Origin of the sequence: Rhodococcus sp. OK302 (genome assembly GCF_002245895.1) — a bacterium.
Taxonomy (GTDB): domain Bacteria; phylum Actinomycetota; class Actinomycetes; order Mycobacteriales; family Mycobacteriaceae; genus Rhodococcus_F.
The window spans coordinates 310239-333788 of sequence record NZ_NPJZ01000001.1; the positions used below are offsets into that span (position 1 = coordinate 310239).

Annotated in this window: 15 protein-coding genes; 8 read left to right on the forward strand and 7 right to left on the reverse strand. The window is 61.3% G+C overall.

From position 1 onward, the window contains the following. Positions 1-47: 47 nt before the first annotated feature. The 4 genes from recD to BDB13_RS01455 form a co-directional block, all read right to left on the reverse strand. On the reverse strand, positions 48-1913 hold the full coding sequence (recD, locus tag BDB13_RS01435; RefSeq protein ID WP_094270085.1) for an exodeoxyribonuclease V subunit alpha: 1866 nt from the start codon (positions 1911-1913) through the stop codon (positions 48-50). After that, the gene (locus tag BDB13_RS01440) at positions 1910-5224 is read right to left on the reverse strand and encodes a UvrD-helicase domain-containing protein (RefSeq protein WP_094270086.1); all 3315 of its coding nucleotides are present in this window, start codon (positions 5222-5224) and stop codon (positions 1910-1912) included. The genes recD and BDB13_RS01440 overlap by 4 nt, the downstream gene beginning before the upstream one ends. Positions 5225-5226: 2 nt before the next feature. Next, positions 5227-8496: an exodeoxyribonuclease V subunit gamma gene (gene recC / locus BDB13_RS01445; protein ID WP_094270087.1), complete on the reverse strand. Its 3270-nt coding sequence runs from the start codon at positions 8494-8496 to the stop codon at positions 5227-5229. A gap of 638 nt (positions 8497-9134) precedes the next feature. Next, on the reverse strand, positions 9135-11489 hold the full coding sequence (locus BDB13_RS01455) for an arylsulfatase (RefSeq protein ID WP_441347221.1): 2355 nt from the start codon (positions 11487-11489) through the stop codon (positions 9135-9137). A 119-nt stretch (positions 11490-11608) separates the two neighbouring features. Between BDB13_RS01455 and BDB13_RS01460 the strand changes: the two genes are divergently transcribed. From BDB13_RS01460 to BDB13_RS01475, 4 genes are all read left to right on the forward strand, one after another. Further along, positions 11609-12850 carry a DUF2254 family protein gene (locus BDB13_RS01460; protein WP_254922668.1) on the forward strand — a complete coding sequence of 414 codons (1242 nt, stop codon included), beginning with the start codon at positions 11609-11611 and terminating at the stop codon, positions 12848-12850. 79 nt (positions 12851-12929) lie between these two features. Beyond that, entirely contained in the window at positions 12930-13364 is a 435-nt protein-coding gene (locus BDB13_RS01465; protein ID WP_094270089.1) for a cupin, read from the forward strand. A gap of 101 nt (positions 13365-13465) precedes the next feature. Next, the gene (locus BDB13_RS01470; RefSeq protein ID WP_176459501.1) at positions 13466-14218 is read left to right on the forward strand and encodes an acetoacetate decarboxylase family protein; all 753 of its coding nucleotides are present in this window, start codon (positions 13466-13468) and stop codon (positions 14216-14218) included. Positions 14219-14305: 87 nt separating this feature from the next. Further along, a complete protein-coding gene (locus BDB13_RS01475; RefSeq protein WP_094270090.1) occupies positions 14306-16333 on the forward strand; it encodes a neutral/alkaline ceramidase in 2028 nt (675 codons plus the stop codon). A gap of 48 nt (positions 16334-16381) precedes the next feature. Here BDB13_RS01475 and BDB13_RS01480 read toward each other — a convergent pair whose 3' ends face one another. Next, positions 16382-17599, reverse strand: coding sequence for an MFS transporter (locus BDB13_RS01480; RefSeq protein ID WP_094270091.1), 1218 nt, complete (start codon positions 17597-17599; stop codon positions 16382-16384). Between the two features lie 143 nt (positions 17600-17742). Between BDB13_RS01480 and BDB13_RS01485 the strand changes: the two genes are divergently transcribed. Continuing rightward, positions 17743-18192 carry a MarR family winged helix-turn-helix transcriptional regulator gene (locus BDB13_RS01485; protein ID WP_094270092.1) on the forward strand — a complete coding sequence of 150 codons (450 nt, stop codon included), beginning with the start codon at positions 17743-17745 and terminating at the stop codon, positions 18190-18192. Here the strand turns inward: BDB13_RS01485 and thrS are convergent. Next, a complete protein-coding gene (gene thrS / locus BDB13_RS01490) occupies positions 18189-19409 on the reverse strand; it encodes a threonine--tRNA ligase (protein WP_094270093.1) in 1221 nt (406 codons plus the stop codon). The genes BDB13_RS01485 and thrS overlap by 4 nt on opposite strands. A 318-nt stretch (positions 19410-19727) precedes the next feature. Between thrS and BDB13_RS01495 the strand changes: the two genes are divergently transcribed. Next, complete coding sequence (locus tag BDB13_RS01495; RefSeq protein ID WP_094274590.1) at positions 19728-21002, forward strand: DUF445 domain-containing protein; 1275 nt, start codon at positions 19728-19730, stop codon at positions 21000-21002. A 2-nt stretch (positions 21003-21004) separates the two neighbouring features. Continuing rightward, positions 21005-21820, forward strand: coding sequence for an Abi-alpha family protein (locus BDB13_RS01500; RefSeq protein ID WP_094274591.1), 816 nt, complete (start codon positions 21005-21007; stop codon positions 21818-21820). 57 nt (positions 21821-21877) lie between these two features. Here BDB13_RS01500 and BDB13_RS01505 read toward each other — a convergent pair whose 3' ends face one another. Next, complete coding sequence (locus BDB13_RS01505) at positions 21878-22462, reverse strand: TIGR03086 family metal-binding protein (RefSeq protein ID WP_094274592.1); 585 nt, start codon at positions 22460-22462, stop codon at positions 21878-21880. A gap of 105 nt (positions 22463-22567) precedes the next feature. Between BDB13_RS01505 and BDB13_RS01510 the strand changes: the two genes are divergently transcribed. After that, on the forward strand, positions 22568-23524 hold the full coding sequence (locus BDB13_RS01510) for a helix-turn-helix transcriptional regulator (RefSeq protein WP_094270094.1): 957 nt from the start codon (positions 22568-22570) through the stop codon (positions 23522-23524). Positions 23525-23550: the final 26 nt, after the last annotated feature.

The window sequence follows — 23550 nt, forward strand, 5'->3', positions numbered from 1 at the left end:
TCGACAGCGGAGGCAATGCCCTCAATAAGTACCCGGCATCCGCACTCTTAACCCGAGTAGGGCCGAATTTCGCGACGCAATCCGCTGGCCCGAAGCACCTGCCGCTCGACTCCTGCCCGCACGGATTCCTCCGTTCCGATCACCCGTACATGGGTTCGTGCGCGAGTGATGGCGGTGTACAACAACTCTCGGGTCAGTAGCGACGACGCCTCCGCCGGCAACATCACCGAGACCGTGTCGTACTGGCTGCCCTGGCTTCGGTGAATGGTCATCGCGTACACCGTCTGCACAGCCGACAACGAGCTCGGATGCAACTCGAAGGTCTCGTTCCCGCGTTGGAACGCAGCCATGAGTACGCCATCGCCGCTATCGACGATCACCCCGGTATCACCGTTGTAGATACCCACCTCGTAGTCATTGGCTGTCACCAACAACGGCTGACCGGGATACCACTGCGCGGGGTTCAAGAACTGCCCGGATGCGCTGCCAACCCAGTCCATGGCCTGCTGCGCCCAGCGACTGACTCCGTACGGGCCATCACGGTGAGCGCACAGCAGTCGATGCGTTTCCATACTTTTCACGGCGCCCGATGCGTCGCCCAATTCCGCGAACCTGGTCACGGCTTCGGAACTGCCGACTAGGTCTGCACGCAAGGAGTCCAGATCGTCGGGTGAGTGGAACGACACGGCAGGGTCGTCGCTGCGGAGGATCGCCATGACCTCGGCAGCTTTGCCCTCTCGAACCGCGTGCGCCAACCGCGCGATAGTTCCGTCGAATCTTCTGCCACGGGAAAGCTGCACGATACCGGCTCGAAGTCGATCTCGATCATGATCGGAGAGCGATTCTTCCGCATCGCGATCTGCAAGGTCTTCAGCGACCACACTGTCGAGCACCGGGTTGCCCGGCGCTAGTGACGGCCGCGCAACAAGGTCGGCGAGAACAGCGCCGGCGTCGACGGAGGTCAGCTGATCCGGGTCACCGACCAGGAGCAACCTCGCATCAGGACGCACAGCCTCGAGCAACCGTGCCATCAACGTCAATGACACCATCGAGGTCTCGTCTACCACCACCACGTCGTACGGCAGTCGATTGGACGCGTTGTACTTGAACCTACTGGCACTACCGCGCTGCCATCCCAACAACCTGTGCAAGGTTTTCGCGGTCAGTTCGGATGGAAGTCCCAACAGCTCAGCTTGCTCACGTACCGATTCCTGCAGTCGCGCAGCGGCTTTACCGGTGGGCGCGGCAAGTCCGATCCTGACCGTGGAACCATGCTCGGCTACGAGGAGCGCCAGAATACGTGCCACCGTGTGAGTCTTGCCGGTTCCCGGCCCGCCGGCAACGACGGTGGTCCAGTGTGTGAGCGCGAGCGCCGCCGCCACCCGCTGGCGGTCCGGACTGGGTGTGGGCACCGCATTGTCAACGAAGAATCTATCCAACCCGGCACGAACCGCATCCGAGTCGATTGCCGGATGTGTAGCGGCTCGTTCGTCGAGTACCCTGCGAATAGTCTGCTCCTGCAAGAAGTACCGATCGAGGTACAACAATTCGCCGTCGTCGGTATCCACCAGACGCAGTGGCCGTAGCGGGCCGGCAGTTCCACCGATCACCAGTGGACTGAGCCGCAACGCACTGACAATCGCGTCGGGTTCCGGCCACGGCAACGCCGCGAGGTCGGCTTCGGTGGCGCCGTCGACGATGACCAGATGCATGCGTCGCAGATCCAGGCATACCGATCCCGAGCGCACCGCGCGTACAGCCAGGGCAGCAACCAGCATGACGTCGTGCGACGGTTCCCCGCCCAAGGCGCACAGCCTGGCGGCCACATGGACGTCGGCGGCCACAAGAACTCCAGCCTCGTTGAACGTGCGCACTATCCCCCGCGCTCGCTGGGCCAGTTGCGCGTCGGTCATCGGGACTCCTGCACTGCATCGACGGACTGGACATGGCCTGCAAGGAGATCCGAAAGCTCGACTACAAGTGCGGCCGGCGGCTTCCACTCGAACACGCCGCAGTCTGCTGGGCTTCCGGGGCCGAGCATGCCGCGGACGAACTGGTACTGAGCGCCGCCGAGATGCCGATGCGGATCGTAATCCGCGAGCCGCCACCGCAAATACCGGTGCAGCGCAACCGAATACAACAGTGCTTGAAGTGGGTAGTGCGAGCGGATCATTTCGGCTGCCATCAAGTCCCGGGTGTAGTGGGCCGCAGTGAGATCGCCTCGACCCAATCGGTTGGTCTTGTAGTCGACGATCACAAACGACGGACCCGGGATCCGCAGTACCGCATCGATACTTCCCGTCAGAAATCCCCGCATGGGCATGGTCTCGACGCGGTCGAGGTGGTCGGCGTAACCCACAAGAATGTCGCCGTGCGGCAAGTGCTTTCGGAGGAGGTCCGCCACCCGGTGGAGTGTGACACTCAAGGACACCGGATCGTCACCACCGGCCAGCGGCAGCTCGAAGTCCAACTCCGGCAGTCGATTCGACGGTGCAATAGTGGCCAAGGTTCCGAAACCCAAGGGCGTCTGCATCACCAGCAACAAGGCATCGGCCAGTGCTTTCGGGTCGATATCCGCAGCGCGGGCGGATACTGCCTCGCTGCACCGATCAGCGAGTTCGCTGCGCAAATCCTGCACCGACGTGTCCACTACTTCAAGGATTTCGTGAACCAACGTGCCGAAAGCTGCACCGGCGGGCAAACCGTTCATTGGCGACGGTAGCGCTTCCAGCGGAGACGCTACTACCGGACCGGCCTCGACGGATTCTTCCGGTTCATCATCCTTCCCCGGATTCTCTGCCTCACTGTCAGCAGTGGGTGCGTGGTGAGCGCCCGCCGTCAATGCCGAATACGATGTCCGACGCCAGAGAGTGTCCAGATCACGATCGAATCTTGCAGCTTCCAATGTGTAAGCCTTGGTGCCGGATTCAGACCATCGCTCGATGGACGGCGGGTGAGGTCCCACGGATTCAACAGAAATCACGTCCGACCTCTCGGCGGGCCACGATTCCAAACGTGCCGCAATGACGCCGTCGTCAAGCACCTTCACTACTCGCGCCGGCTCGGAAATTCCGGGACTGCGCCCGAGTAGCAGCCTGTGCAATGCGGACCTCGACGTACCGAAGGACGGTGCCCACCAGAGGACCAGCTGACATTGCGCCCGGGTGAGTGCCACGTACAGCAGACGCAATTCCTCGCCCGCACTTTCAGTTTCAGCCGTCACCTTCCGAGCGCCGTATCCCGGACCGTATTCGCCACCGACATCAAGCAGTCGGCGTCCGTCCCCGTCGTGAAGCATCTGAGTGGCGCCGGCGAATCCGCCGACGCTGTCCCAACCGAAGGGCACGTACACAATCGGGAACTCGAGTCCCTTACTGGCGTGAACCGTCGCGATCTGCACCGCCGCAGCGTCACTGTCCAAACGTCGGCTGCGATCGGTCACGCTTCCCGAAGCAGGATCCTTGATTCGATCACTGAGCCAACGCACCAGCGCACTCAACCCGAAGGACTCTTCGGCCGCGACTCGGCTCAGCATCTGCGCGATATGCCGCAGGTCCGTGAACTGCCGCTCACCCGCCGGCGCCGACAATATCCTTCTCTCCAAGCTTGTTTCAGACGAGATACGTTCGAACACCGCGGCAAAACCGATACGCCCGAACAGCTCGGCAAACACCCGCAACTGACCCGATACCGCAGCCACGACGGTGTTGCCGTCGGAATCCACCGCCTCCGGCGTATACCCCAGGATCGGGGACAGTGCAGCCAACCGCACTCTGTCGCTGCGATGCGGCTGCTCGACAGCCTGCAACAGCCACAACCAGTGCTGGGCACTCGCTGTCGCGAACACGCTCGAGCCTCCCGCCAACACCGACGGAACACCCACGCGCTCGAGGGTGCCGCGAATCATCTCGGCCTGCTTGTGATTACGCACCAAGACGGCGACGTCACCGGGCACTACCGGCCGTGTGGAACCACCGAGAGCCAAACTCGAACCACTGTGCAACAGCCGCACTACGTCGGCGGCAAGATCCTCGGCGATTCGACTACGCAATCGACCGACCGCCGGGAACTGTGACCGGTTGAGCGGACCCGCACCCGTTCGCGGGAGATAACGCAATCGCAGGGGCGGCTGGCCGGACAGCCGGGAAACCTTGTGCGAAGACGCAACCGGATGCGCCACGATGTCTTCGTTACCGAGCGCCGCGCCACCGTACAGATGTTGCAGCGCAGTCAGAACTCCCGGATCACTGCGCCAGTTGGTAGTGAGTTCCTGATGTGAATCGGCCTGCCGAACTGCGTCCAGGTAACTCAGCACCTCGGCACCGCGGAACGCATAGATTGCCTGCTTGGGGTCTCCGACCAGGACGAGCGTAGTCTGTCCGTGAAACGCGAGCCTTAAGATTTCCCACTGCAGTGGGTCGGTGTCCTGAAACTCGTCGATGAGCACGACCCGGAACTTCTCGCGCACTCGACGGCATGCTTCGGGCCCGTAGTCCGGATCGGCGAGCACACCGTGCAGGAGGGTCAAGAGATCGTTGAAGTCGCGAATCCCTTTGGCCCGCTTACGTCGTTCGACCTCGACTCTTGCCGCAGCCGCGAACAATACTCGCTGGCCGGGGACGGTTTCTTCATCGGCATCCGGTTCGAGGACTGCCTGTCCATCTGCCACCGCACTGCGCGCAATTGCCAATGCATCGTTCATCGAGAACGGCGGCGACGTATCCAGAGCGCTGTACCGAATGAGATAGAGGTCGGTGACGACCTCGGCAATCAGGTCGTCAACTGATTCGACAAACGTCGCGTCAGGTTCCCGTTCGCCCGCAATGCCCAGGCTGTCGAGCATCCGCTGACAGAAACTGTGCGTCGTGGTCATGGTTCCGGAATCGAACTCGGCAAGAGCCCGGAGGAGTCGACGACGACGGAGTGCCACCTCGTCATCAGTGGCGGAAGCTAGGTAGCTTATGAGCTCATCCTGGGATGACCGAGCGTTGTCGACATCGGCCAGTGCTGCCGAAACACCGGCAAACCGCTCACGCGTACGTTCCCGAAGTTCTTGTGTGGCAGCCCGACTGAATGTCACCAGCAGTACCTGCGAGATGTCGGCAACGCCCTCGGCTACGCACCGAGTTGCCAGTCCGACAATGGCGTAGGTCTTGCCGGTACCGGCACTCGCCTCCAGCACCGTTGTTCCGGTGGGAAGTTTCCCCAACAGATCGAAGTCCATGTCTACTCCGCACTTTCATTGGCCAACAACGGTAGCCAGAGTCGATTCGCCAGAACCCCGAACCGGGTAGGTTCTTCGGCCCAAACACATTCGTCGTCGAGGGGTGCGCTTGCCGCGAGATCGGCAAAGGCGCTCGATTCTCCGAATACGTAGACATTGCTCGGATCAACTCCGTCGCCGAACGAGCGTCCCCAAGTTGCCTCGGCGCTACTCATCGCGTTGTCGATCGACTGACCACCAAAGCGCCGGTTCGCGTATTCGGCAGTGGCATTGGTCCACAGCGGAATCGGCGCATGCAAACCTCGATCGCGAAGATCGACCAACTGACGCAGTATGTCCAGCGCGTTGGTCGGAGCAGCCAGAATCGACCGGGTGGCTGGGCGCCTGTTCCCGCCGCGGCCCACCGTTACCGCATTGATCTGTCCGTCAGTACCGGCCGCTGCCAGCGCCAAGAGATTAACCCACGCCGTCAACCTGTGTTTTGCCGCCAGCGACGAATACTGCGCCCGGACAATCGAATTGCCATAGACACCCGTAACCGTTCCGTTAAGTCGTCGACCGTCACCGATCTCGACCGATACGTCGACCGCGGTCGCGTCACCGTTCATATGCGGCAAGGTGAGGCCAGCCAGCTGGTCCACTACCCACTCGACGTTGCCCAACACCGTGTTACCGAGTGAGTACGGGGGCAAGGTTCCACGGCGCCATTCGGCTGCCCGAAAGTCTGCGGAACTGCGACCGACCAAGCGGGAGGCGAGCATTCGGTCTCCCAACTCCCAGGTTGCCAAGCCGTCGAGTTCCGCGTCGAGTGAATCTGCGATGTCGTCGCCCGTTTCCGGAACCCGGATACCGAACCGTTGACGGAGGAAACCCCGCGCGGGATGGATCAGGAAAGACACCAGATCTGCCAGATCCACATCATCGTTAGGCATCGGGGGCAATGACGCCGAGCGGACCGTCTGCAATTCGATCGGCGTTCCCCCGATGGCCCGTGCGCCTGCCAGCGCGGCGGCATCGAAGCTGAACGGACTATCGAGTTGGAAGTTCCGCCGATCGAAGGACTGCAACGGATGCCGCGTAAGTACCTGCGCCATACCTCCCTGCCCGACCGTCGATTTCAGGACATCGAGCAGTCCACTCAGAGGAATTGCGGGCGGGCGGATTGCTCCAGTGACCGGATCTGCCCCGGTGTACAGGAGAAGGAGATGCTCGCCGGCCGACATGACTGCGTCGAGGAGAAGCTGCCTGTCTTCGCTTCGCAGATCCCTTTCCCCGACAATGGGATCGCGGGCCAGGATGTCATCCCCGTCGACGCCCCCGGATCGCGGGAATACCTCGTCGTCGAGACCGAGGAGAACAACGACGCGGTGCGGTACCGAGCGCATCGGCACCATGGTGCACACAGTCAATTCACCGGTACGGAAGTTGGCGCGAGTCGGCTTGCCGGCCAAGCTTTTCGAGAGAAGCGCGCGGATATCGGAGAGCGCAAGTGTGGTGTCGGAACCGTACTGGAGCGCACTCGCGAGTTCGCTGTGCGCCGACGCGCTCTGCCATGCGTCGGCCGGGGCCGCATCGGTGAGCAGATCGAGAGCTCGGACGAGTACGCGAAGCCACTCCGACGGCGAATGAGGGCCGGCCACATCGCGCAGCGATACCGCCATTCGGTCGATGTACTCGGCAAAACGTCCACTGAGGTCGATGTCCGTACTCTCGACGTCGTCGAGTGGCAACGCCAGATCCAGCCAGGCATTCTCCGATTCGTCTGCACTCGCGCCCAACAAGATTCGGTCGACAGCTGTGTTGAAGGTGTTCTGTTTAAAACCTCTCAGACCGAAGTTTGCGCGTTGCCGACTGTCGATTCCCCACCGTGCGCCGGCCGCGGTGGCCCATTCACGGAGCCGCTCCAACTCGTCGTCGGAGAACGAGAAACGTGTGCGTACCGGTTCACTCGCGGCAAGATCGAGAACCTGGCTGGCGGTTGCACGACCGTCGGCAAGCTCGAGCAGGGTGGCCAGCACAGCCAGCATCGGATTGGTTTGGCGCAGACCGCGATCGGCTAGGCGGACCCGAAGCCGGTGTCCGGGGTGGCCGTGAATTCCCTGGCCGAATGCCGCGCGCACCAAGGGTGAGAATGTTTCGACGTCCGGGCACATGACAAGAACGTCTCGAGGCTCGAGAGTGGGATCGTCCTCGAACAACCGCAACAGCGATTCTCTCAGAACCTCGACCTGACGAGCGGGACCGTGGCAGGCATGAACCTGCACTGTCCCATCAGGTTTCACACCGGACATCGGCGCACGGTCTGCAACGATGTCTGCTTGCACCTCCGCAAGCAGGGTCTGAGTTCTGGGCTCAGCGGGCAGATGTACCGATCTGAAATCGATGGTTGAAAGACTCGACTGCATCTCTCGAACATCGCGGGCCAGGCTGGACAACAACGGATTCGGCGAGATCAGGGCAGAGGTATCGGCCGAACGACGGGCAGCCGTCGGCAACTCCTTGCCGAGCTGCTCCCACAGCGCCGGGCTGGGATGTGGCAACCACACATGCACATCGCGGTGAACAGCCAATGCATCGAGAACTAAACGCTGATCGACCGGAAGTCGGGTAGGTCCGAACACCGAAAATCGTTCGGGCAGATCAACCAGCGATGCGTCCTCGCGCAATGCCTGGCACACCGTCATCAGTCGCTCAGCTGGGCCAGGCGCATCAATTCGGTCTGCAACAACGGTCCACAATCTGGCCTGCCACTCGAAATCCTCGGCCAGCGGCGAACCCTGGCCGTCGGTGAACCGTCCCGCTGCCCAGTCGATCAGCATCTGCGGACGCTGCGCCGCGTAGCTGCGGAACAAGTCGGCGACGTGCGACGCCGACGCGAACCGTCGGCCCACCCCGAGCCCCCGAAGGTGCTTGGCCAAGACTCCACACCACGGTTCAGTGATGGAATCGTCGATGGCATCAAGAACAGTCCACACCAGACGCCTCGACGCCCAAGGATCGTTGTCCGCGCTGACGCCGCTGACACTAGCGAGGGCCTCGTCGACCAGACGAGCGGGAGACGGGAAGCTGATGTTCGCAGAAATACCGTCCTGCGACGACGCCGTCGTGGTGCCCAAGCGTGCCGAAAGCTGCTGGTTGAGCCAACGTTCCACACCTTTCGCGGGAACGGCAATGATTTCCCGGGCAAAGGGGTCCGATAGCGGCGTACGAAGGAGAGTGGTCAGAGCTGCGACCAGTGTGTCGGAGCGCTCTGCGCGATAAAACGTCAACACTCGAACGCCCCTTTTCACCCGATGAGGTTTCTATCTCACCACGGCGCACCGACACGTCTCGCTTGCTGGACCCCTGCGAAGTACTACTGACCAAATGTGAATCGTAGATTTGCGTTAATCAGTACGTTCAGCCGACGGCGCATCAGGACGACCTCCGAGTCTGACGGTATCGGGTCATCCACGAACAGCGTCCAACACAGCATCGTGCTGTTTCCGATTGATTCGATGTCGAATCGAATAATCGCGTCGGGTCGATCCCGCCAGATCGACGACCAGATCATCAACTCAGGATCGACTGTCCTGACAATCTCGGGTTCGGTCTCGCCCTCCATCAGATCAAGCCAATGCCGGGCGGGCTCCCGGTGTGGTTCGACCAACACCTCGAACACGAACCGCGCCGGAGGCGGTTGGCTTCGGCGTCGACTAGCGACCTGATACATGCCAGGTGCCTAGCTGCTGCGCCGGGACAGGCCCTTCAGTCGAAAGCGTGCGGAGTCTCCAAGAGGTGATGCGCACGCAGCCGCCGTGACGCATGCGGTGATCGATGATGGTGATGGTGCGTCGGACCGCGAGCATGACGAACGAGGTCGTGAATACTTCGAATGACGTTTGACATGACAGCCCTTTCCGACGGGGTGTTATTGCCGTGAAATCGCGACCCGTGCCACTTCTTCCGGATCGATGAGGTGGGAATGGTCGTCGTCTCCGACGTCCAACTGCACGACGTCTATGCGCCCGTTGAACTTGGTGGAATCGCCGTAATCGGTAGTGACCGGCATTCCGTAATCGTCTCCGACATCGGTTGTTTCATCGGCGGAGAAGATCATCGGCTGAGTCATCTCGACGCGGCCGGTTCCCACCGGCTTTCCGTCGTAGAACAAGGTGACATCTCCGCCTTTAGCGACACCACCACCGTCGTAAGCGAATTCTGCTCGAACTTGATGCTTACCCGAGGGGAGATCCTCATCGGTTCCGATGATGAACTCGGTCATGCCGAGGAGGTTGTACACGAACTTGGCGCGGCCTTCTTTGACGTAGAGACCCCACCCGCCAAATCGACCACCCTGCGCGATCACTACACCGTGCGCGGTAATTCCCTCCCGAATATCTACTGCCGCAGTGACACTGAACGATCTATTCTTGATGCTGAGCACACTGTGCTCACTCAGTCGCTTCATGCCTGGAAGCAGGACCTGACGTTTACCTGAAATCAATTGTGGCCGGCCCGCGATGGCCGGATCGAACCGCTCGAACCTGCGATCGTCGATCGGAAGAACGTTGTACTTCACGGCCTCGATCAGCCACAGTCGCTGCAACGACGCCAACCGATCCGGCATCTCAGCAGCGAGGTCGTTCGCCTGCGTCCAGTCCTTTGTTCCGTCGTACAATTCCCACACGTCGTCGTCGAGCGCCGGCAACTCCTGGCTGAAGAGCCACGGGATACTGTGCCGAGTGACGGCACTCCAACCCTTGTAATAGATTCCGCGATTACCGGCCATCTCGAAGTACTGCAGATCATGACGTTCCGGCGCCGCTGCGTCTTCGAAGGAGTACGTCATACTCGTGCCCTCGATGGGCGACTGCTGCACACCGTTCACGAAGGTAGGCTCCGGTAGTCGCGCAGCCTCCAAAATCGTTGGTGCGACGTCGATGACGTGAGTGAACTGTGAACGCGTCTCACCCTTGCTCTCGATCCCCGCCGGCCAATGCACGATAGTGCCGTTACGCGTGCCACCCCAATGCGAGGCAACCTGTTTGGTCCATTGAAACGGAGTGCACATCGCCCACGCCCACCCGACCGAGTAGTGGTTGTACGCATCCTTGGTACCAAATAGGTCCTTGACTTCCACCATGAACTCCGGCGTCTCGATTGCCGCGAGCCCGTTGAAATTGGCCATCTCGTTGAAGGCACCGTTGATGGTTCCTTCTGCCGAGGCGCCGTTGTCTCCGATGATGTAGTACACCAACGTATTTTCGAGCGCACCGAGGTCCTCGATGGCATCGACCACGCGTCCCACGTGATAGTCGGTGTGTTCGAGAAAGCCTGCGTAAACCTCCATTTGACGCTCGAGTACCGGTTTCAGTTCGTCACTCATCTCGTCCCACGAGGGAATCTCATCGGGGCGAGCGGTCAATACCGCATCCGCGGGTACGACGCCTCGCTGCTTCTGCTGCTCCAGGATGGTCTCTCGCTGCGCATCCCACCCGCCCGCGAATTGGCCTGCATATCTATCCGCCCATTCTTGCGGAACATGGTGCGGCGCATGCGTAGCACCCGGTGCAAAGTACATGAAGAACGGCTTTTCCGGCGCCAAGGCCTTCTGCGTCCGAACCCAGTCGATCGCATGGTCCGCGAGGTCTTCGGTGAGGTGATAACCCTCCTCCGGCGTCTTCTCCGGTTCCACCGGAGAGATTCCTTCGTACAGCGCGGGATAGTACTGATTGTTCTCTCCGCCGATGAAACCGTAGAAGTGCTCGAACCCTCCCTCTCCGGTAGGCCAAGCCGTGAACGGACCGACCGGCGATGTCTGCCAAGGCGGCACCTCATGGCACTTGCCGAACTGAGCCGTCGAATATCCGTTCAGTTTCAGCGTCATCGGCAGTGCTGCTTTGGTATTCGGCTTCAAACCCGACAGGCCCGGAGCCGACGTCGCAGTCTCCGTGATCGAGCCCATCCCGACCGAGTGATGGTTGCGCCCGCTCAGAAGAGCAGCTCGCGTCGGCGCACAGAGAGCTGTGGTGTGAAAACGGTTGTAGGTGAGCCCGTTTTGCTGCAATCGCTCCGCCGTCGGAGTATTCGCCGGCCCACCGAATGCGCTACTCGCACCGAACCCCACATCGTCGAGCAGAATCACGAGCACGTTCGGCGCGTCCTCCGGTGGTAGCCGCGGAGTGATGGGCGGGAACGTCGTATCGGGGTCCTTCGCGTCGTAGGTCACCAACCCCAGATATTGGCGATCCGGGATCGGCAGTACCTCGCGTCGCTGACTCATCGGATCCGTCATGGCAATTGCACCCCGTCCGTTTGCATTCACTCCTTTCCAGGGTCGCAGGGACGCTGACGGAACAACATCATCCGTTTCGGGTGATGCCCCGGTTCGCGACATAACCCATGTTCGAAGAGGTGGATCAGCGCTATTCGGCCCCGATCGGAAAGGCCTTCCTCCTCCGTCGTCGACGGTGGCGGGCTGGGTTCGCCCAACTTGTCATGATGCTGGCGGGTTTGGCGGCCGGACTTGCGATTCCGCTGGTTCAGCGTGGACCTGTCCTGCCCGCTCGCCAAGTGTCCGACATGCTGGTGGCCATCGGGCTAGGCCTCCTGGGCACGATCGCCGTGATCTTCTCGCTCCTTTTCCTGGTCGTGCAGTGGGCGTCCACCACGTTCACACCACGGTTGACGCTTTTTCGCGACGATCCGATTGTCTGGCGAACATTTGCCTTCGCCATCGGCCAGTCGGTCTTCGACCTCACCGCAGCCCTTGCGATCAGCGGCCACACCGAAGTGTCGGTGATCGTTCCGACGGTCGCAGTTCTGCTGTTGCTGGCGATGTTGTCGCTCTTGCGGGTGCTCCAGTTGAGAGCTTTTGCATCAATTCAGTTGGCACCGGCACTGGCGTCCATCGCAGATCGCGGACGCCTCGTCCTGGACTCCGTCTATCCACCGAATGATGAAAATCGGTCGGCCCCAACACTATCGGGATCGACGGTGCATTCGACCATCATCTGGCCTCACCCGCCGGCCGTGCTCCAACAAATTCTGGTCAATCAACTCCGTGGTGCAGCGGGCGAGGCCGGCGCGTTGGTTGTCCTGCTCCAGATATCGGGCACTACCTTGCAATACGGAACTCCCATCGCTGAAGTGCACAATTGCTATCTCCCTGACGCAACCGTCGTGGACTGCCTCGTCGGCGGACGAGAAAGAACCTTCACCCAGGATCCGCTGCTAGCACTGCGATTGCTCGCCGACATCGGGTTGCGCGCACTGTCGCCGGCGGTCAACGATCCAGCGACCGCCGTTCAGGCTCTCGACGAAATCGAGGATCTGCTTGTTCGAGCGTCATCCCTGAATACCGTTCCGCTGAGTATCACCGACGATGCCGGCACACTGCGCGTCGTCATTCCACTGCCCGGCTTGGACTCCTTCGTCCGTGCCGGACTCGACGACCTCATCGCCGCAGCCGTGAAATCACCGTTGGCACTCAATCGAATTCGAGCGGTTCTCGAGTGCACCCGATCCCGATCCCAGCCCCGCCACCACCGAATGCTCACGGCGCGATTGGACTGGGTCGACGGACTCATCGAGCGTTATCGCTATCTCTACCCTCCAGCGGATCGAGACGAACATCCGGTGTAGTCGAAACAATCGTTCAAACCCGGATAATTCGGACGTAAATGGAGGAAACTGTCGACTACATCCCTCTGAGAGGCCGCACATGCGTAAACGACATCAGGTTCTGCTTGCACTGTCCGCCGCAATCGGTCTGTCTCTGACGCCACTGACTGCGTCGGCGACTCCCAGCACCGGCGTACACGGTGAAATTCTCGGACAGGTGGCATTCGGAGGCAAGGACTACGTCCTGCGTCAGATCACCATCGACCCAGGCGGATCCACCGGCTGGCACTTTCACGACGGAACGCTGTACGCCGCGGTTGTCGCAGGCACCCTGAGTCACTACCGCTCCGACTGCACCGTCGACGGGATCTACCAAACGGGAAACACCCTCATCGAGCCGAGCGGATCCGGAAATATCCATATCGGCAACAATTCGCAGACCACCCCGATGGTCCTCATGGTCGTCTACGTGAATCCCACCGGTAGTCCCCTCTCAGAGGACGCGGCACCGCCCAACTGCCAATTACCCGGCTGACAGCTCCACCCCCTTGCCTCAGTAAGTAGAACCTGTTCCTATAGAGCGCAAGACTGCGCGAGCGCACCTTAGGAGCAGGAGATATCGATGACCGGAAGATCATGTGCGATCAGCGGGGTGGCGTCGTGAGTTACAGCATCCTGGGCAAGACCGTCGAAATGCCCGTCGAGGTTCGGACCGCGTCTGCCTTCATGGCCATGTATTCCGTGCCCAGCGTGACCGCACAGTCGATCATCGACTACACCGGTTTAACGGTGCTTCAGTATCGACCCGGACGCGCCCTGTGCGGGTTGGTGTTCGTCGACTACGTGGACGGAGATCTGGGTCCGTACAACGAATTCGGTGTGACGTACATGGTGCGAAGCCATACCGCCCCACCGGAGACATCGGTGCTGGGCGATCTACGGTCGCTGGCTTCCGGCACCGCAGGCGCACTCATTCACAAACTTCCCGTCGACGGCGAATTCACCAAGGCCGCGGGCCGCGGGATCTGGGGATTCCCGAAAGTGTTGGCAGAGTTCGATACCGAGCACACCGGGTCCGTCAAGCGCGGTTCAGTGTCCCTGGACGGAAAACTCATCACACAGTTGAGCGTGAAGTCCGGGCTGAGCGTTCCCGGATCCGGGGCGAACATGTCACTGGCCGCCTACTCGCACCTCGACGGCGTCACCCGGTGCACGTCGTGGGACATGGCACCGACGGGCGTGAAGTCACGCCCCGGCGGCGCAGAACTTCAACTCGGCAGCCATCCGATGGCGGCCGAACTACGACGCCTCGGATTGCCTCGGCGCGCCCTGATGACCACCACGATTTCAAATCTCTCCATGACGTTCGGAGAGGCGACAGAAATCTAAGAGCGACTACCCTTTCCACACATATGTGACACGGGCTACACTGCTGGACGGTTGACCAACTGGCGTCGGCCGCCGGAAAGGACACCCGTGAACATCACTCGACGCACCGTCTTGGCAGGTGCCGCCGTTGCTCCAGCGCTCGCAGTACTGGGCTCGACGCATGCTTATGCCGAACCCTCGGCACCATCAGGATCCATGCAGGTCGGCGTCGGAATCTCCGACGTCACCGGCCCCGTCGCCGAGGTCGGGATGATGGGCTACTCGAGCTTCGAGCAGCGCGCCGAAGGTCTACATCAGCGAATGCGTGCCCGTGCCTTCGCTTTCGGCGACGGCAACGCGCGCGTGATGTACGTCTGCGTCGACAACTGCATGATCTTCCAGTCCGTTCACGACGAGGTACTGCGTCGACTCGGCCAGAAGTTCGGTGACCTGTACACCGAACGCAACGTCATGCTGACTGCCATCCACTCCCATGCGGCCTGTGGCGGAGCCTCCCACAACTACGCCTACAACCTCGCGGTTCTCGGCTTCGAACTTCAGGTGTTCGAAGCCGAAGTGAACGGCATGGTCGAAGCGATCAGCGCCGCGCACGCCGACCTTGCGCCGGGCACCGTGCGGTTCGGACGCTCCGACTTGACCGATGCCAGCGTCAACCGCTCCCGAGTTGCCTTCGACCTCAACCCCGCAGAGGACAAGGCCTACTACCCCGGTGGCAACGACCATCACATGCGCGTTATGCGAATCAGCCAGAGTGGGACGGACATCGGCTCGATCAACTGGTTCGCGACCCACTGTGCGTCCCTCACCAACGAGAACCATCTGATCTCCGGCGACAACAAGGGCGCAGCCGCCTACTTCTGGGAGCACGACGACAAGGGCGTCCGCTACCTCGACGGCACTCCCAACTTTGTGGCTGCATTCCCCCAGACCAACAGTGGCGACATGTCCCCGAACCTGTTCCTCGAGCCGGGACGTGGCCCCACCGAAGACGAGTTCGAAAACGCCCGCATCATCGGGCAACGCCAGGTCGCCGCCGCTCAGGTTGCCTACGACTCCGCGTCGGAAACTCTCACCGGTGGCGTCGACAGCCGAATCATGTACCTGGACATGGCAAATCAGATCGTCAGTGGAAAGTTCACCCCGGACGGACGCGAACATCGCACGGCTCCCGCGGCAATCGGTGCCGCTATGAGCGCCGGCAGCGTCGAAGACGGTCCGGCAATCCCGATCTTCCCCGAGGGCACTCGCAACCCCATGATCGACGCCCTCGGCGGCATGGATGCACCTGTCCCCCAGTGGCTTCAGGATGCACAGGCACCCAAACTCGTCGTAGTTCCGGTCGGCCTGCTCCCACCCGGCGGCTGGGTCCCCAACGTTCTGAAGATTCAGATCCTGCGCATCGGCCAGTTCTACATCGTCGGTGGCCCAGCAGAATTCACCATCGTCTCCGGCCTGCGGGTGCGTCGAACCGTGGCCGCAGAGTTGGGTGTCCCCCTCGAAAACGTCATCTTCCAGGGCTACGCCAACTCCTACTCGAGTTACTGCACCACTCCCCAGGAATACGATTCCCAGCAGTACGAGGGCGGTTCGACGATGTTCGGCCGCTACACCCTCCCCGCCTACCAGCAGGGATACGCCGCGCTCGCAGCCTCCATGCGGGACGGCGTCGAACCGCCGCGCGGTCCGGCACCCGCTGACCTCTCCGGCTTCCAACCCAGCTTCGGCCCTGGCGTCGACTTCGACGAGCCCTTGCCCGGAACACAATTCGGCACTGCGACCATCCAGCCCACCGACAGCACCGCCGGTCAGCAGGTTGCCGTCGAATTTGTCACCGGCCACCCCAAGAACGACACCCAGCGCAACGGAACGTTCTACGAGATCCAGCGCAACACCGGTGGACAGTGGACTCGCGTTGCCGACGACGCCGATTGGTCCACCAAGCTCCATTGGCGCCGCGTGGGCAGCAACGGTTCCGTCGCCCGCATTACCTGGGATGTACCCGCCGGAACCAAAGCCGGCACCTACCGGATCCAGCATTTCGGTGCGTCGAAGGCTCGCGGCACCGGGCAGATCATGCCTTTCAGCGGCATGACGACGGAATTCCAGGTTTCCTGAATCACGTGAACGTATCGCTCCCCTTGTTAGATAAGGGAAGCGATACGTTCACGCGGTGATTGGGGCGGGAGTTGGAGCCGGAGCCGAACCCGCCCCCGCTGCATCCCGATCCGGCGCCTTCGGCGAACGATCCGCCGACGACGCGACCAGCAGCACCAGCAAGCCGACAACAGTGACTACCGCTCCCATCCAGATCGGTGACGTGAACCCGAATCCGGCAGCGATGGTGATTCCGCCCAGCCACGCACCCAATGCATTGCCGACGTTGAAGGCCGCGATATTCGCGCCCGACGCCATGGTCGGCGCCTCCGACGCGTAGTTCATGATCCGCATCTGCAAGCCGGGTACCGTCGCAAAGCCGAAGGCGCCCATCAGGAACAGCGAGATGACGGTCATGATCTTGCTCTCCGCAGTAGCTGCGAACACGATCAGTACGACGGTCAGAATTGCCAGAGTCCACACGAGTGACTTCGTCAGCGCACGATCAGCTGCCTTGGCGCCCAAGAAGTTTCCGACGAACAAGCCCGAGCCGAAGAGGATGAGCAGCCACGGAACGCTGGACGTCGCGAAGCCACTTACCTCGGTGAGGGTAAAAGCAATGTAGGTGAAGGCGCCGAACATTCCGCCGTAGCCGAGGATCGTGATGGCGATCGAGAACCAGACCTGTTTGTTGCGGAATGCGCCCAATTCACTGCGCAGTCCGCCGTTGGACGCATTTGCGGGCGTCGTCGGAACCAGTGCGGCAATTCCGATCATTGCGATGATGCCGATGACCGTGATGGCCCAGAACGTCGAGCGCCATCCGAGTTGCTGGCCGAGCAGGGTTCCGAACGGCACACCGAGAACATTGGCGACGGTGAGACCGGCAAACATCATCGCGATGGCTCCGGCGCGCTTGTTGGGCGCAACCATGTCTGCTGCCACGACGGATCCGATTCCGAAGAACGCTCCGTGGCACAGGGCTGCGATGACGCGTCCACCCATCATCACCTCGTACGAGGGCGCGAGTGCCGACATCAGGTTTCCGATGATGAACAGCACCATCAGCGAGAGCAGCACCTTCTTGCGCTCGAATCGGATGACGGCCGCGGTCAGCAGGATTGCACCGATCGCCACAGATAGTGCATAGCCCGAGATCAGGTAGCCGGCGACGGATTCGGTCACCTCGAAGTCAGCCGAGACCTCGGGTAAGAGGCCCATGATGACAAATTCGGTGAGGCCGATCCCGAACCCGCCCATGGCGAGGGCAATGAGACCCAATGGCATCTCGATGTTCCTTTCACAGATTTACGCGTCAGCCTGTAGCAGGCGTGTGCAGTAGTTGCAGGCGCGCTATAAATAGTTGCACGCGCGCGCTACATGCGCAAGCTGGTAACCTGAGGCCGTAGGAAACGGACAAGGAGAATCACATGGGGATCGCCGACGACGCTGTCGAAATCCGCTCGCAGGGGTGGCGCACTCTCGCCGCTCTCCACGGCGCTCTCGATACCGAACTCGAACGCGCTCTGCAGCGTGAGCACAAACTGTCCGTCGTCGAATACACCGTTCTCGACGCCTTGAGCCGCCAGGACGGCTGGCACATGCGCATGGCTCAGCTGGCTCGTGCCGCCGCGCTGAGCAGCAGCGCCACCACCCGCTTGGTCAATCGCCTCGAAGACCGCGGCCTCCTCACCCGCATTCTGTGCGCCGACGACCGCCGCGGCATCTACACCGAACTCACCCCGGCCGGCCGGGAACTGGTCGACAGCGCCCGACCGACGCACGACGCGACCCTCGAAGCCGCGCTCGAAGAGGCCTGCAAGACACCGGAACTCGCACCTTTGGTTCGCGCTCTCCATGAGCTCCCGGCGGGTAGCTAGTACATACTCGGGGTCAGCGATCGGCGCGAGATATCCGAAACAACCTGATCCACAAAGACTCCCGCATCAACTACTGACTTCTGTTCCAGAGCTGGAACCAGAACATTGACTACCGCGTCACGCATTTCACTGTCCCCGATCACCGCGATATAAGGATCCCGATGGGTTCGTGCTTCACGAATACGTCGCCCCAACGATCCGCCCGACGCAACGACAACCCGGACGCCACGATCCGCGAGACGGCATCGAAGTTCTTCAGCAGCGACTACATGCTCGTCGCCGATCGGTAGGACCGACACCTGATTGGGCGCCAACCACGGCGGCATCCGGCCCTCGAATCGTTCGATCAACAGCGCGGTCATCCGCTCCATGGAACCCAGCAGCCCACGGTGAATCATGATCGGGCGCGCCTTGGATCCGTCCTCGGCGGTGTACTCCAACTCGAATCGCTCCGGTTGATTGAAGTCGAGTTGAACGGTCGAGAGAGTTTCGTCCCGGCCCTGTGCGTCGCGTACCTGGACGTCGATCTTGGGGCCGTAGAAAGCAGCTTCACCCTTTGCTTCGACGTAGGTGATCGACCGCTCCGCCAAGGCGCGACGCAGTTGGTCCTCCGCGTCCACCCATTGGTTGTCGCTGCCCAGGTACTGACCCTCCGCCCCACGAATCGAGAGTCGATACTCGCGGTCCGAAATCCCTAGAATCGAGTAGCACCGCTCGATCGCGTCGAGAGCCACCATCACCTCCGCCTGTACCTGCGCGGGACTGCAGAAGACATGTGCGTCGTCAAGATTGATCTGCCTGACCCGGCTCAGCCCGCCGAGAACCCCGGACAGTTCGCTTCGGAACATCGAGCCGAGTTCGCGGACTCGAAAAGGCAACTCTCGATAACTGCGTCCACGCGCAGCGAATATCTGCGCGTGATGCGGACAGTTGGCAGGCCTCAACAGGAACGACTCACCGCCGATCTTCATCTCCGGAAACATGTCTTCGGAAAACTTGGACCAATGGCCGGAACGCTCGTACAACTCCTTCTTGGCAAGGACAGGTGTGTAGACGGCCCGGCAACCGGACCTAGTCGCCTCCTCGGTAGCGAGCTTTTCGAGTTCAGCTCTGATGACTGCACCGTCGGGCAGCCACAACGGCAGGCCTGCGCCGACGACAGGAGTGGTGGCAAACAGTTCTAATTCGCGTCCCAGTACGCGGTGGTCGATGCTCATGACGGGTGCTCCGTTTCGGATGAACCGGGAGCCGCACGCCCAAGAAATAACAATGCCCCGGGCGATAACTCCCGGGGCTGGTATTGGGTTCGGTCAGCAGTAGCTAATCGATGCGCCGGAAGAAAACCGGCGTCGTCGTGTACTGCATAAAGCTGACCATGGACGCCAGGTTACATTAACTTCGGAACCGATCCCAGCCCCAATTTGCCGGCACTCTATGCTGACGCAACCGGGATGGCAGTTCTCGGGCCAGTGACACACAACTTCGGCGATCATGTCCGAACGTGAGATTCTCGGACATGAGGAGGATTGGCAACGGTGCCGGACCACTTGCTCGAACAGTTGATCACCATCCCGTTATTCACCGGAATCATCGGGTACATCACCAATTGGTCTGGTGTGCTGATGTTGTTCGCGCCGATCAACTTCCACGGAATCAAAGTTCCGGGGCTCAAGTTCCTGTTCCCGCTGTTGCCGCGCCGAGTTCAAGTGATCCCGGCAATTACCAGTGACGGCCGTTTCGGTTGGCAAGGCATTGTTCCTTCTCGCGCCGAGAAAATGGCGTCGATCGCGGTGGACAAGTCACTGGCAAAAGTCGGCAGTATCGCCGACTTCTATCGTGAACTCGATCCCGACAGCATCGCTGAACATCTGGTCACCATCTCGCGGAGCGAAGTCCGCGGCGTTGTCACCCGAATCATGACAGCCGAGAATCCTCAGCTCTGGCATAATCTCCCGAACCCTGTGAAGGAAGCCGTCTTCCGCAAGGTCGAAGATGACCTACCGGCCAGCGTCCGCACCATCACGGCCCGCATCGAAGAGAACATCGACGAGTTCATCGATGCCAAACTCATGGTGATCCGATACCTGTCTTCGCACCCGAAACTTCTCAACGACATCTTCCGAACCATGGGAAACAAAGAACTGCGTTTCATGCAGAACTTCGGTTTCTACTTCGGTTTCCCGATGGGCTTCGTACTGGTAGCCGTGCTCCACTTCCTGCCGTTCTGGTGGGTGCTGCCCATCGGCGGTGTCATCATCGGCTACATCGTGAACTACCTCGGCATCAAAATGATCTTCGAACCCATCACACCTAGTATCTGGGTGCCGTGGCGGCAGGGACTCTTCCTCAAGCGTCGTACGGAAATCATTGCCGGCTATGCAAAGACACTGGCCGATCACGTTGTCACCCTCGAGAACATCGGCACCGAACTACTCGAAGGCCCACGTTCGGACCGCACTCGGAGAATGCTCGACCAGGTACTACGAGAATCCGTCGACGACGCCGTCGGCTGGGCACGATCCGTCGTCAAAATGACTGTGGGCTCACAAAGCTACAACCGTCTTCCGAGCCTGGCGACTACCGAAGTCCTCGACCTTGTCCCCCGCGTTTTCGAAGACGCCGCATTCGCCGAAAGCCAGTCCGAGAAAATCCGGGTCTTTGTCACGGTCCAGATGAACAAACTGTCGCCCGAAGATTTCAGCGAACTACTGCGATCAGCCGTCAAACAAGATGAATGGCTGCTGTTCGTGCACGGAGCCGTACTCGGCTCATTGGCCGGTTTCCTGCACCTCGCGATATTCGGAGTATGACCATGACTGAACAACACGATCATCGATTCATACTCGACGAACCCACCGACGAATGGGATACCGACATGGCATCAGAAGAGTCCGTCGAGAAGCGACTCATCCGCAGCCTTGTCGGCTTGACCGCCACCACCACGCTCACGTCGCTGAAGCTGACGGGCTGGGCCTTCGGCACAGCGCGAGAGGCCACCCGGCAGATCGTTCAAGCTGCGACGGAAGCGGCCGCAGAGGCTGCCCAATCCGCCAATATCCAGCCGCGTCCCACCGGCGAAACACCTTCCCGATCCGAGAACCTACGGTCAGCGATGATGGCGCGGCCCTCTCGCAAGCAAAGCGCCGAATCAGCCCTCGCTGCCCTGCGCCTGCGCGGCGACAACCTGCTCGACCGCTCCGCCGACGTCACCGAGAGCGACGATCTCCACCCGGCCTACGACCGGATCCTCGACGAAACAGCACCCGACGAAGCGCGAATCCTGAGGCTGCTCGCCATCTCCGGTGCACAACCGAGCGTCGATGTGCGCACTGCTCGGCCCTTTGGCGTGGGATCGGAAATGATCGAGGAAGGACTGTCGATGATCGGCGAACTGGCCGGCTGCCGGCACCTGGATCGCACCAATGCCTATCTCAACAACCTGCATCGGCTGGGGCTGGTGTCATTCTCCCGCGAACCTGTCGAAGCCAATCGTTACCAGGTGATCGAGGTGCAACCCGCAGTGCTCGACGCCGTCCGCCGCGCGGGGCGTTCCAACAAGATCGTGCGTCGCAGCATCGTGCTGACGGCATTCGGTGAGGACTTCTGCCACACCTGCTTCTCGCTGTAGGGGCTACGCCCCCGTGCGCCTAGCGCCAACTACCAAAAAGGCGCACAGGCGGAGCCGTCAGACCCAGTCGCGCGAGGATCGTCCCGACCAATTGGCGAGACGTTCCGTAGGGCCGGCCTCGGCGCGAGGCTCCACCACCGCGGAGAAAGGCACCCCGGGCACACGAGCGGCAGCGGGAAGGAATTGCCGGAACACTGCCGCTGTCGGCTCGACGAGCGCCGAGTCGGCCTCCGATGGCTGCCCGATCGCTACTGCAAGGTCCCAGCCGTGCACCAACGCTTCATTGGCATAGGCCCACAGCGCGAAGCGGCCCGTCGACTCGCCCCACGGTCCAGCGATCGGTTTGTCGAGGAGCGCGTCGTCGGCCCATGTCTGCTGGGCACGTTCGGCGAGTCGTGCATACGTATCTTCGTCATGGTCAGGCGAAATCGCCGGTACGGAATCGGGGCTTCCCAACTCTGCGATGGCGATGATTCGACCACCGGTCCCGACGAGGTGCGACGCCAGTGCGAGCACGTCGAACTCGTCGCACGGAGTGGGCAAGGCGTGTTGATCTTCGCGGACAGCGCGGAGCAAGGTTGTCACCCAGTCCGTGGCGCCGCGGTAGATAGGACGCGGGTCGATCTGATCGGGAGCAGTCATGGCGAGATCCTCTCGTCGGCGCCGCAGGATGCGGCGCCACTGAAGTCGAGTAAACCGGCCAAAGATGTCACCTTCTGTCATGTTCTGCTGGCAAGATTGAAGAACATGCGCGCCGATCGACTGCTCTCCATCCTCATGCTGCTGCAACATCGCGGCAGACTGACCGCCGCGGAGATCGCGACGGAGTTGGAAGTGTCCAAGCGAACCGTTCTCCGCGATATCGAAGCCCTGTCCACCTCTGGCGTCCCCGTCTACACCGATCGTGGACGCGGCGGCGGCATCAGCTTGATTCCCGGGTATCGCACCGACCTCACCGGCCTCACCCTCGAAGAAACCAAAGCTCTTCTCTCCTCCGGCACGGGCCGCATAGCGTCCCCGAATTTCGCGAGCGCTATGCGCAAGGTCGCCGCGGCTCTGCCGGAGCGGCACCGCGCCGAAGCCAGTCGGGCTTCTCAACGAATACTGATTCGCCCCGACGGATTTGCCTGGCCGAGTCCGCCCGAGCCGCACCTTGTCGAGCTTCAGCGAGCGGTGATCGAAGGACTACGAGTGCGTGTGTTGTACAACAGCCGAAATGCTGACGCACACGAGCGAATCCTCGACCCCATCGGCCTCGTCTACGCAGGTGCCCACTGGTATCTGTTAGCCGAGCGCGACGGCACGGAGAGAACGTACCGAGTCTCCCGCATCGAGGAGCTGACCGTTCTCACAGAACCTGCCACCCGCGCCTCGGAAGTTGATCTGGAATCAGCATTCCTGGTGCATTGGAACTCCTTTCGGAGTTCCCTGCCCAAGGTGATCGTTGCCTGCATGATCCGCGACGACGCCTGGGAAACGTTATCCGGCAAGTCACTTCGCATCCTCGAGCACGAGGTCGAGCCCGACGGTTGGTCCAGAGCGGAGTTGGAGTTCGCAGAAGAGTCCAGCGCAATCCGCGCCCTGTGGGCCGTCGGACCGGGCGTCATCGCCCTCGCACCACAGCCGATCCGGGACGAACTCGCCACGCGGGCTGCAGAAACCGCTGCCGGCTACATAGGCTCCGCCTGTGCGCCTTTTTGGTAGCGCCAACTACCAAAAAGACGCAGAGG

Coding starts and splice junctions, on each gene's coding strand:
- thrS (WP_094270093.1), bottom strand. CDS start 19,409: ATGAGCATCGACCACCGCGTACTGGGACGCGAATTAGAACTGTTTGCC.
- BDB13_RS01460 (WP_254922668.1), top strand. CDS start 11,609: ATGTTCGAAGAGGTGGATCAGCGCTATTCGGCCCCGATCGGAAAGGCC.
- BDB13_RS01455 (WP_441347221.1), bottom strand. CDS start 11,489: ATGAGTCAGCGACGCGAGGTACTGCCGATCCCGGATCGCCAATATCTG.
- BDB13_RS01500 (WP_094274591.1), top strand. CDS start 21,005: ATGACTGAACAACACGATCATCGATTCATACTCGACGAACCCACCGAC.
- BDB13_RS01505 (WP_094274592.1), bottom strand. CDS start 22,462: ATGACTGCTCCCGATCAGATCGACCCGCGTCCTATCTACCGCGGCGCC.
- recD (WP_094270085.1), bottom strand. CDS start 1,913: ATGACCGACGCGCAACTGGCCCAGCGAGCGCGGGGGATAGTGCGCACG.
- BDB13_RS01510 (WP_094270094.1), top strand. CDS start 22,568: ATGCGCGCCGATCGACTGCTCTCCATCCTCATGCTGCTGCAACATCGC.
- BDB13_RS01485 (WP_094270092.1), top strand. CDS start 17,743: ATGGGGATCGCCGACGACGCTGTCGAAATCCGCTCGCAGGGGTGGCGC.
- BDB13_RS01465 (WP_094270089.1), top strand. CDS start 12,930: ATGCGTAAACGACATCAGGTTCTGCTTGCACTGTCCGCCGCAATCGGT.
- BDB13_RS01470 (WP_176459501.1), top strand. CDS start 13,466: ATGTGCGATCAGCGGGGTGGCGTCGTGAGTTACAGCATCCTGGGCAAG.
- BDB13_RS01480 (WP_094270091.1), bottom strand. CDS start 17,599: ATGCCATTGGGTCTCATTGCCCTCGCCATGGGCGGGTTCGGGATCGGC.
- BDB13_RS01440 (WP_094270086.1), bottom strand. CDS start 5,224: ATGGACTTCGATCTGTTGGGGAAACTTCCCACCGGAACAACGGTGCTG.